This is a genomic window from Rhizobium sp. WYCCWR 11146, assembly GCF_013591995.1.
In the GTDB taxonomy this organism is placed as follows: Bacteria; Pseudomonadota; Alphaproteobacteria; order Rhizobiales; family Rhizobiaceae; genus Rhizobium; species Rhizobium indicum.
Genome location: NZ_JACCEY010000009.1, coordinates 367,046 through 377,628 on the forward strand (window position 1 = coordinate 367,046; position 10,583 = coordinate 377,628).

Below are 10,583 nucleotides of genomic sequence, written 5' to 3' on the forward strand. Positions count from 1 at the left end.
ATCAGGCCTTCGGTTTGTCGGGGCGGCCGTGCAGCGGCTCGGCCCGATGCCAGTTTTCCAGGATGCGGCCATCGGTGTGTTTCTGCCGCGCCCAGCGGACGCCGTTCGAGATCACCTTATGCACGGTCTTGTCGTGATAGATCGGATAGGTCTCGTGGCCAGGGCTGAAGAAGAAGATGCGCCCGCGCCCACGCTGGAAGGTGCAGCCGCTGCGGAACACTTCGCCGCCGGAATACCAGGATATGAAGACCAGCTCGTCCGGCTGCGGAATATCGAAGGGCTCGCCGTACATTTCCGAGGCATTGACCTCGAAATAGGGCGGCAGCCCCTCGGCGATCGGATGCGAGGGATTGACCACCCAGACGCGCTCCAGATCGCCTTCCGGCGTCTCGCGCCAGGAAAGGTTGGCATTGGTGCCCATCAGCCGGCGGAAGAGCTTGGAATGATGGCCGGAATGCAGAACCAGCAGGCCCATGCCCTTGAGTACGCGCTGCTGCACGCGGTCGATCAGCCCGTCGCTGACCTCCTCATGCGCCATATGCCCCCACCAGAGCAGCACGTCGGTATCATCGAGCACGCTGTCCGGCAGGCCTTCATCAGGATCATCGAGCGTGCCTCGGCGGATTTCGAAATCCGGATGGGCAATGCCTGACGCGATCGCTCCGTCGATACGATCGGGGTAGATCTCCTGAACCTCCTTGTGAAGCTGCTCGTGGCGTCCCTCGTTCCAGATGGTGACCTTGATTGTCATGGCATTCCTCGATGTCTAGGCTGTGATGTTTCAGGCATTGTCAGGCGGTTGCCGGACGGATCACCCGGCCGGCGGAATCGAACAGATGGCAGGCGGCGGGATCGGCCGTCAGCGGCACGCGGTCGCCCGGCCGCACCGCGATATCGCCTTCGGCGCGCACCACGATCGGCTGCTGCTGCGAACCGACGGTCATGTAGGTCTCGACGCCGAGCCGCTCGACGATGACGACCTCGGCAGTGAAATGGCCCTGGCCCTCGGCTGCGATCTTCAGATGCTCCGGCCTGATGCCGAGCTTGGCCTCGCCCTGCGGCACCGCGCCGTTCGCATCGGCCAGATCGAGCGAAAGCCCGATCGGGCTATCGAGATGCAGCTTGCCCGCCGATGGTCGCGTTGCGGTGACGGGAATGATGTTCATCTTCGGCGAGCCGATGAAGGTGGCGACGAATTCATTGTCCGGCTGATGATAGAGCGACATCGGCGCACCCTCCTGCGCTACCACGCCCTTGTTGAGCACGACGATGCGGTCCGCCATCGTCATCGCCTCCACCTGGTCGTGGGTGACGTAGACGACGGTCGCTTTCAGCTCGCGGTGCAGGCGCTGCAGCTCGGCGCGCATCTGTACGCGTAGCGCCGAATCGAGGTTCGACAGCGGCTCGTCGAACAGGATCAGCGCCGGTTTCTTGATGATGGCGCGGCCGATCGCCACGCGCTGGCGCTGGCCGCCGGAAAGCGCGGCCGGGCGGCGGTCGAGGTAATCGGTGAGCTGCAGGATTTCGGCCACACCTTCCACCTGCCGGCGGATCTCCGCCTCCGGTACTTTCTTCAGGCTGAGCGAGAAGCCGATGTTTTCGGCAACGCTCATATGCGGATAGAGCGCATAGGACTGGAAGACCATGGCGATGCCGCGCTTGTCGGGCGGCACGTCGTTGATGCGTTTGCCGTTAAGGATGAGGTCGCCTTCATCGATGCCTTCGAGGCCGGCGATCATCCGCAGCAGCGTGGACTTGCCGCAGCCGGACGGACCGACGAAGACCGCGAATTCACCATCTTCCACAGTGATGTCGACGCCTTTGATGACCTCGAGCGCGCCGTAGAATTTGCGAACGTTTCTGAGATTGATCATCTGTTTCTCTTTCTTGATCTCAGCCCTTCACACCGCCCGAAAAAGTCTGGACGAGGAAGCGCCGCGCAAAGCCGAAGGCGACGACGGCAGGCAGCAGATAGATGAATGCAAGTGCGGTCAGCAGGCCGTAATCGATCTCGTTGATGCGCAGGAAGGCGCGGAAGAGACCGAGCGGCAGCGTCTGCAGCTCTGGCGACGACAGGAGGATCAGCGGCAGCAGGAAATCGCCCCAGGCCGACATGAAGGCGAACAGCCCGGCGGCGGCAAGCCCGGGCAGTGCCAGCGGGATCAGCACCCGGCGGATGCGCTGGAAGAGTGTTGCCCCATCCATCAGCGCTGCCTCCTCGTAGTCCCGCGGCAGCCCATCGAAGAAGGTCTTCATGATCCAGAGCGCCAGCGGCAATTGCATCGTCGCAAGCACCAGGATCAGCCCGAGATAACCGTCGATGAAACCGGTCCAGCGCATGATGTCACGCGTATAGCTGCCGAAGATCGGCCTGAGCACTGCCGCTTCCGCATTGTTCAGCGTCAGCAGGAATTTGTAGAGCGGCACGACGAGCGCCGTCGGCGGCAGCACCCGGATGAGCAGGATCGCGTAGAGGAAGGGCAGCTTCCACCAGGCCCGGGTGCGCGACAGTGCATAACCGCCGAGTCCGGAAAGCACCATGACCAGCAGCGTCGCGCTAGCGACCACGAAGAGCGAGTTGAACAGCCACTTCGCCCCGTCCTCCTTGGTGAAGACTCTGACATAGTTGGCGAAGGTCCACTGCTCCGGCCAGTGCAGGAAGAGCTGCGCATTGCCGTCGAGCGAGGCGAGCAGCACCCAGAAGAAAGGCACCGCGCAGAAGATCGAGATCAGCGACAGCGTCGCATAGGCGATGAGGTCGGAGCGACCCTTGTTTGCAGTTTCGCTTGGGGAAACGACGGCCATGTCAGACCTCCACCTTCATGGCCCGGACATAGGCGATACCCAATATCAGAGAGATGACGAGCGCGACGACGGCGACCGCGGCACCATAACCCAGTTGGAACGCCGTAAAGGACTGGTTGTAGATATAGATGCTGACGACCTCGGTCGCCCCACCCGGCCCGCCGCGCGTCAACGCATAGACGAGGCCGAAGACGGCGATGGTGGAGACGGCCGAGATCAGCATATAGAGCAGGATCGTCGGCATCATCAGCGGCAGGGTGATGCGGCGAAACATCTGCGACGGGGTGGCGCCGTCCATGCGCGCTGCCTCGTAGATCTCCGCCGGAATGGTGCTAAGGCCGGCCGTCAACAGGATCATCGCCGTGGCGATGCCGCGCCAGGTGTTGACGACAATGATCATCGACAGCGGGAAGACCTGCAGCCAGTCCGCCGGCGTGATGCCGAAGAAGCTGACGATGCGGCTGAGTGTGGCATTGTCGCCGCCCGCCAGCATCGAGATCCACATGAAACCGGCGACGACTTCAGGGGCTGCGTTCGGCAACAGGATGATCGACGAGAACACCCGCCGAAAGCGGATCGGGCGGCGCAGCGCAATTGCCGAGATCAGGCCGAGCACGAACTGGCCGATCACCGCCGAACCGATGACGAAGACGAAGGTGACGAACAGCGAATTCCAGAACTTCGCGTCGTTGAAGAGCCGCGTGTAATTCCTGAAGCCGACGAAGCGGGGCCGAAGGGCCGCGGCTCCGGTCAGCGCCTCATTGGTGAAGCTCAGATAGATCGAATAGAGGGCCGGATAGATGACGAAGGCCAGAAGCAGCACCAGCGAGGGCAGCAGGATCAGCAGCCATTGCCGCTCGGCGCGCTTTTCATGAGAGTTTCGGGCCATGGAAGCTCACAACCTTATCGATAGAACCGGCTTGTCGAATAAAAGCGGGAAGACGCGGGCGTTGGCGCCGCGTCCCCGTCCTGGCGGAAGAGACGATGCCGGTGCTTACTTGACCATGTCGTCGCCGAGCGTTTCCTTGACGTAGTCGACAAGGATCTTCTGGGCGCCGGCGGCATCGGTTTCCTTGCGCAGCAGCGCTTCGGTGGCCCGCGCCACACCTTCCGAAACCGTGCCGAAACCGGAGGCCTGCTTCAGGAACACGCCGTTCCCGGCCGCCGCATGGATCGGAACCAGTTCCGTCAGCTTCTGGAACTCGGCATTGTCAGCCGCACCCTTGCTGGCCGGGATGTTGCCGATGCGGGCGGCGTAGGAAACCTGCGTCTCGATCGAACCGATCTCCATCAACGCCTTGATCGCCAGTTCTGTATTTGCCGACTTGGAATTGACGGCCCATGGCGCGGCGAGATTGGCCAGCACATATTGGCCATTGCTCTGGCCGGGAACCGTCCAGGTACCGACCACCTTCGTTACGTCAGGGATCGGGTTCTTGCTTTCGCGACCCCAGTCGAAAATGTAGCACCAGGAGCCGCAGGTGGTGGCGACAAGCTTGCCTTCCGGGAACATCTGGTATTTCGGCACGACCCAGGGCTCGGGCCCGAGCAGCGGCTGCGTCGGCATCAGATCCTTGTCGATCAGTTCCTTGTAGACGTTGAAGACGTCCTTGATGCCCTCGCCATTGAGGTCGAGCTTGCCGTCGGCATCGACGAGCTGCGGCGTCTTGGAACCGACGAGCAGGTGCTGGAAGCCTTCGTCGAAGGCGCCGCTTCCCCAGGAGACGCCGGCCGGAAAGAGCAGGCCGTAGGCGCCGGTCTTCTGCTTGATCTCGGCCGCGCGGTCGAGAAGTTCCTGCCAGGTCTTTGGCTGTTCGGTGGAGATGCCGGCTTTTTCGAGAACGTCCTTGCGGTAATAGATTTCCTGAATGCCGAGCATGAACGGCATCACATAGGTTTCGCCATCCGGGCTGACTGCAAGCTCCTTGGCGACGTCATAGAGGTTGGCGTAGCCGTCCCAGGCCTTGAACTCCTTGGTAACAGGCGCGAGGTAACCGGCTTCCACCATGTCGGAAACGGCAGCCGTCGTCGGGATGGAGAACAGGTCGGGCGCGTTGCCGGCGCCGAGCTCCGTCAGGAGCTTGGTAAGATAATCCTTGTCGGGTGCCGGATATTCGATGACCTCGACGGTGACGCCATATTTCTTTTCGATCCGCTCGACCGTCGACTTCATCGCGTCGATGCCGGCCTGACCATGATTTGCAATTCGGATTGTTTCTGCCTGCGCCAGCGTCGAAACCGCGCTCAGCAGAACGGCGCATAGGCCGCCAAGAACCATCTTCTTCAACGGAAGTCCTCCCTTTTGTAGAGACACGGCGCCCTCCAGCGCCGGTCGCGAAAATGTACACGCATTCCAAATGCTGGCAAGACGGTTTTTGAAAAGATTTGAACGTGAGTTTTAATATGCTGATATTACTTGTTTATTTAGATATTGCCATCGCCATACCGTTTGTGTAATCGTGTGCACAATCTATCCAGGGAGGAATTTTCATGTCTGAGAAATTGCGTCTCGGCGTCATCGGTGCCGGCTTGAAGGCGGCGGAATATGCCGAGAGCTGGGTCAAGATGCCGGAGATCGAATTTGCTGCACTCGCCGACACCACGGCGGCTTCGCGCCAGCGCCTGATCGACGTCTGCCTCGCCGCCGGCGCACCCGAGCCGAAGGGCTTCGAGGATTATCGTCAGATGCTCGCCGAATGCCGGGGCGAACTCGACATCGTCTACGTCTCCACCCCGCATACCTTCCATGCCGAGCAGGCAACCGCCGTCGCGGAGGCCGGCCTCGACCTCTTCCTGGAAAAGCCGATGGTGACGACAGTCGCTGAAGCCGAGAGGCTGATCGCCGCGCAGAAAAAGAGTGGCGTCACCATCGTCACCGCCTTCCAGGGCGGCCTGTCGCCGCTGGTGCTCGACACGCGCCGGCGGGCTCTCGCCGGCGAGTTCGGCGAGTTGATCGCCATATCGGGCATGATCTGGGAAAGCTGGTCGTCGAATTACCACGGCCACTGGAAGCAGCAGCCTGATATCTCCGGCGGCGGCTTCATGTTCGACACCGGCGCCCATATGATGAACACCGTCTGCCTGCTCGCCAATTCCGATTTCGACAGCGTCTCGGCCTATATGAACAATCACGGCAGGCAAGTCGATATCGCCACCGCCGTCTCCGCCCGACTGAAGAACGGCGCGCTGGCGACGTTGACGGCCGCCGGCGAAGGCCCTCCGGGCTGCGCTTCCTACATCACCTTCTTCTATTCGAAGGCGATCGTGCGCATCGACGCCTGGGGTGGCTGGCGCGAGATCAGTATCGGGCGTACCGCCGAGCCGCGCGAGGAAGCCGAGATTCTCGGCAACCCGATGAAGAATTTCCTCGCCATTCGCGAGGGAAAGATGGAAAACTCCGGCTCCGTTGAAATGGGCCTCAGATTCGCTAGGCTATGGGATGCAATCAAGGAATCGGCAGCGGCCGACGGCGCTTCCGTCAGGATCGTCGCCCAATAGGCGCTGAAGATGAGCGGTATGAGCAGACGGCGGATCACCTCGAAGGAACTGGCGAAACTCGCCGGCGTCTCCTCCGCCACCATTTCCCGCGCCTTTTCGCCGGATTCGCGCATCGGCAGCGCGACGCGCGACCGCATCCTCGCCGTCGCGCGTGAACATGGCTACCAACCGAACGCGATCGCCCGCTCACTGAACAACCAGCGTTCGCGGCTCGTCGCCCTCGTCGTCAATGCGATCGGCAACCCTTGCGAGGCCGAGGAACAACAGCTTCTCGTCCACCGTCTGCAGGCGAGACAATTGCTGCCGATCATCCTCTGCTGCGCCGATCATTCCGACCGACTGCAGCTGATGCGCCTTGCCTCCACCTATCAGGTCGATCACGTCGTCGTCTTCTCCGACATGGTGTCGATGCAGGACGCGGTCGATATTTTCCACACGACCAAGCCGATCATCGTCTCCTTCGAGCCGCTCGACAACGAAAGCGTCTCCAGCATCCGCATCGACGGCGCTGAAGCCGCCGACGAGATCATCGACAAGATCGTCCACGACGGCAAGAAGCGTTTCGCCTACCTCTCCGGCACCAATTCAAGCTGGATCGACAAGCTCAGGCGAAAATGGTTCGCCGATGCGCTGGCCAAGCGCGGCCTTTCCTTCGAAGCGCAGGCCTTCGGTGACTACTCCTATGATTCCGGCTTCAAGGAAGCCGTGCTCCTGCTGCACCGTGACAAGGTCGACGCCATCATCTGTGGCAACGATGTCATGGCGATCGGTGCGCGCGATGCCGCCCGCCGGGTGCTCGGCAAGAACACGCCTGATGATATCGCCATCGTCGGCCAGGACGGCATCGCCATGGCCGCCTGGGATTGCAACGACCTGACCACGCTGAGCCTCGACCACGTCGCCTTCATCGATGCCGTCGTCGAACTGATCGAACGCCATGACGCCGAGATCGAAGGCCCGCACAGCATCACGCTCACCTGCACCGCCCGCTGGGGCTCGACCGCCTGACAGCTCGCATACCCATTGCATCAAGGAGGAATAGTATGACTCAATTTTCACGCGCCGAAAGGCGCCGCACCGTCCCTGATGCTGTAACCGGGAGAGTTTGAAATGCGTTCCGTCGTTTCCTTCAACGAAGGCTGGAGTTTCCATGAGGGCTTCGGCCAGCGTTTGCTCGAAGCTTTCGATGCGGCCAAGTCGGTCAGCCTGCCGCATACCGCCGTCGAATTGCCCTTCAGCTATTTCGACGAGACCAGTTATCAGCGCGCCTTCACCTATCAGAAGGTGCTGCGCTGGCTGCCGGAATTCGAAGGCCGCGAAGTCTCGCTCGTCTTCGACGCCGCCATGGCCGACAGCGTCGTCTATCTGAACGGCGAGGAAATCATTGCCCATAAGGACGGCTACACGCCCTTCGAGGCCCGCCTCACCGGCAAGCTCGTCAAGGGCGAGAACCTCGTCACCGTCAAGATCGACGGCAGCGAGAATCCCGACATTCCGCCTTTCGGCGGCCGCATCGATTATCTGACCTATGCCGGCATCTACCGCGAGGTCTGGCTGAAGGTCACCGACCCGGTCTCGATCCGCAATCTCAAGATCGAAACCACCGACGTTCTTCGCCCGGAGAAATCGGCGACCATACGCGTCGACATCGCCAATCCCGAGGGCCGCAGCTTCTCGGCGACGGTCACCGCCACGCTGAAACAGGCCGACGGCACGGTGGTCGCCACCGCCGCGACAGAAACGATCGGCAGCCGCACCACGCTCTCCTTTGGTGGCCTCACCGGCATCGCCCTCTGGGACATCACCGATCCCACGCTCTATGACGTCACCGTCGAGCTGAGGACCGAACACGGCTCCGACCGTGTCTCAACCAGGTTCGGCTTCCGCACCGCCGAATTCACGCCGGAAGGTTTCCTCCTCAACGGCAAGCCATTGAAGCTGCGCGGCCTCAACCGTCATCAGGCCTTCCCCTATGTCGGTTATGCCGCCGGCCGCTCCGCCCAGGAGCGCGATGCCGACATCATGAAGACGGTGCTGAAGTGCAATATCGTCCGCACCTCGCATTATCCGCAGTCGAAATGGTTCCTCGACCGATGCGACACAATCGGTCTGCTGGTTTTCGAGGAGATCCCCGGCTGGCAGCATATCGGCGATGCCGACTGGCAGCAGGAATCGATCGAGAACGTCCGCCGCATGATCGAGCGCGACTGGAACCACCCCTCGATCATCATCTGGGGCGTGCGCATCAACGAATCGCAGGATAATCACGATTTCTACGCCGAGACCAATCGCCTCGCCCGCGAACTCGACAGCACCCGCCAGACCGGCGGCGTGCGTTATCTCACCGAGAGCGAGCTGCTCGAAGACGTCTACACGATGAACGACTTCATCCTCGGCAATGAAGAGCTGCCGGGCGCCAACCGCCCACGCACCGCGCTGCGCGCTCAGCAGGAAAATACCGGACTGTCCCACAAGGTGCCGTACCTCATCACCGAGTTCAACGGCCACATGCACCCGACGAAGATTTATGACCAGGAGCAGCGCCAGGCCGAGCATGTGCGCCGGCACCTTGATGTACTGAATGCCGCCTATGGCGACCCTGATATCTCCGGCGCCATCGGCTGGTGCATGTTCGATTACAACACCCACAAGGATTTCGGCTCCGGCGACCGCATCTGCTATCACGGCGTGATGGACATGTTCCGCGAGCCGAAATTCGCGGCCTATGCCTATATCAGCCAGTGCGACCCTTCCGAGGAGATCGTCATGAAGCCGGTGACCTTCTGGGCGCGCGGCGAACGCAATATCGGCGGCGTGCTGCCGCTGATCATCCTGACCAACTGCGACGAGGTGGAGCTGCAATATGGCTCGCTCAGCAAGCGCATCGGTCCGGACCGCGAAAACTACCCGCATCTGCCGCATCCGCCCGTTGTGCTCGACCATCGGCACTTTACCGCCGACGAGCTCGGCACCTGGGGTCTCGAATGGATCGACGGCACCTTCACCGGTTATATCGGCGGGGAGCCGGTGGCCAGCCTGACGCTGGCGGCCGATCCGCTGCCCACGACCCTGGAAGTCGTTGCCGACAGCTCGACGCTGAGGGCACGCGAACGCGACAGCACGCGCGTCATCATCCGCGCCCTCGACCAGCGCGGCCAGCGCCTGCCCTTCATGAACGACAGCATTTCGCTGAAGGTTCACGGCCCGGCAAGGATCGTCGGCCCGACCAACGTGCCACTGCAGGGCGGCACTGCCGGCTTCTGGCTGGAGGCGACAGGGTTCACCGGCGAGATCACCGTCGAAGCGGTCTCCTCGCGTTTCGCGCCGGTGACGCTCGGTGTGACGGCCGCCTGACGGCCGTCACCCAATCCTGGCCTGGCTCTCCGGATCGAAGAAGACGGCCTTGTCGAGATTGAAGGCGAGGCGGGTATTTTGTCCTGGAGCGATGCCGGTATCGGCGCGCAGGCGGGCGACGACAGATTTGCCGCCGAGCTTGGTGACGGCGAAGGTGTCGGAGCCGGCCGGCTCGACCACCTCGATCAGGCAATCGCCCTCGGTCAGCGAGCGCGCCTTGCGGTCGGCGCCATCGGGGTCGGTCAGCGCTTCGGGCCGAATGCCGAAGATCACCTGTTTGCCGGTATAGGCGGTCAGTCCGTCATTGCCTGATATGACAGGCAGTTTGAGCGGGGCGGCATTCGGCCGCTCCAGCGAGACTTCGAGCCCGCCGGCGCCGTTCTCGACGGTGGCGTTGAGCAGGTTCATCGCCGGCGATCCCATGAAGTCGGCGACGAAGATATTGGAGGGGCTGTTATAGATCTCGGCCGGCGTGCCGAACTGCTGCAGCACGCCGTCCTTCAGCACGGCGATCTTGGTCGCCAGCGTCATCGCCTCGATCTGGTCATGGGTGACATAGACGAAGGTGGTGCCCATGCGCTGGTGCAGCCGCTTGATCTCGGTGCGCATGTCGACGCGCAGCTTGGCATCGAGATTGGAGAGCGGCTCGTCGAACAGGAAGACCTGCGGATTGCGCACCAGTGCCCGGCCCATGGCGACACGCTGGCGCTGGCCGCCGGAGAGCTGGCTCGGCTTGCGGTCGAGCAGATGGCCGATCTGCAGCATGTCGGAGACTTGGGCGATCGCCCTGGCACGCTCCTCCTTCGGCACGCCGCGGATCTCCATGCCGAAGGCGATGTTGCCGGCCACCGTCATGTTCGGATAGAGCGCATAGGACTGGAACACCATGGCGATGTCGCGCTTGGAGGGATGCAGCCCGCTGATGT

The 10,583-nt window shown here is 62.1% G+C and carries 9 protein-coding genes; 3 read left to right on the forward strand and 6 right to left on the reverse strand.

Annotation, left to right across the window (positions count from 1 at the left end; translation table 11 throughout):
* Position 1 precedes the first annotated feature (1 nt).
* The 5 genes from HX899_RS06045 to HX899_RS06065 form a co-directional block, all read right to left on the reverse strand.
* Positions 2 to 751, reverse strand: a complete 750-nt coding sequence (locus HX899_RS06045; RefSeq protein ID WP_181291847.1) for a ThuA domain-containing protein — start codon at positions 749 to 751, stop codon at positions 2 to 4.
* A gap of 40 nt (positions 752 to 791) precedes the next feature.
* Positions 792 to 1,874: an ABC transporter ATP-binding protein gene (locus HX899_RS06050; protein ID WP_181291848.1), complete on the reverse strand. Its 1,083-nt coding sequence runs from the start codon at positions 1,872 to 1,874 to the stop codon at positions 792 to 794.
* A gap of 19 nt (positions 1,875 to 1,893) precedes the next feature.
* The gene (locus HX899_RS06055) at positions 1,894 to 2,805 is read right to left on the reverse strand and encodes a carbohydrate ABC transporter permease (RefSeq protein WP_171600712.1); all 912 of its coding nucleotides are present in this window, start codon (positions 2,803 to 2,805) and stop codon (positions 1,894 to 1,896) included.
* A gap of 1 nt (position 2,806) precedes the next feature.
* Positions 2,807 to 3,694 (reverse strand): carbohydrate ABC transporter permease, encoded by an 888-nt coding sequence (locus HX899_RS06060; RefSeq protein ID WP_012759095.1) that lies wholly within the window; start codon positions 3,692 to 3,694, stop codon positions 2,807 to 2,809.
* Positions 3,695 to 3,799: 105 nt separating this feature from the next.
* Positions 3,800 to 5,092, reverse strand: coding sequence for an ABC transporter substrate-binding protein (locus tag HX899_RS06065; RefSeq protein ID WP_138333148.1), 1,293 nt, complete (start codon positions 5,090 to 5,092; stop codon positions 3,800 to 3,802).
* 203 nt (positions 5,093 to 5,295) lie between these two features.
* Between HX899_RS06065 and HX899_RS06070 the strand changes: the two genes are divergently transcribed.
* From HX899_RS06070 to HX899_RS06080, 3 genes are all read left to right on the forward strand, one after another.
* On the forward strand, positions 5,296 to 6,303 hold the full coding sequence (locus HX899_RS06070; RefSeq protein WP_138333146.1) for a Gfo/Idh/MocA family protein: 1,008 nt from the start codon (positions 5,296 to 5,298) through the stop codon (positions 6,301 to 6,303).
* Positions 6,304 to 6,312: 9 nt separating this feature from the next.
* Entirely contained in the window at positions 6,313 to 7,311 is a 999-nt protein-coding gene (locus HX899_RS06075; RefSeq protein ID WP_171600715.1) for a LacI family DNA-binding transcriptional regulator, read from the forward strand.
* 102 nt (positions 7,312 to 7,413) lie between these two features.
* Complete coding sequence (locus HX899_RS06080) at positions 7,414 to 9,657, forward strand: glycoside hydrolase family 2 protein (protein ID WP_181291849.1); 2,244 nt, start codon at positions 7,414 to 7,416, stop codon at positions 9,655 to 9,657.
* Positions 9,658 to 9,663: 6 nt separating this feature from the next.
* Here the strand turns inward: HX899_RS06080 and HX899_RS06085 are convergent.
* Positions 9,664 to 10,583, reverse strand: a 920-nt coding sequence (locus tag HX899_RS06085) for an ABC transporter ATP-binding protein (RefSeq protein ID WP_181291850.1), incomplete at its 5' end; no start/stop codon positions are given.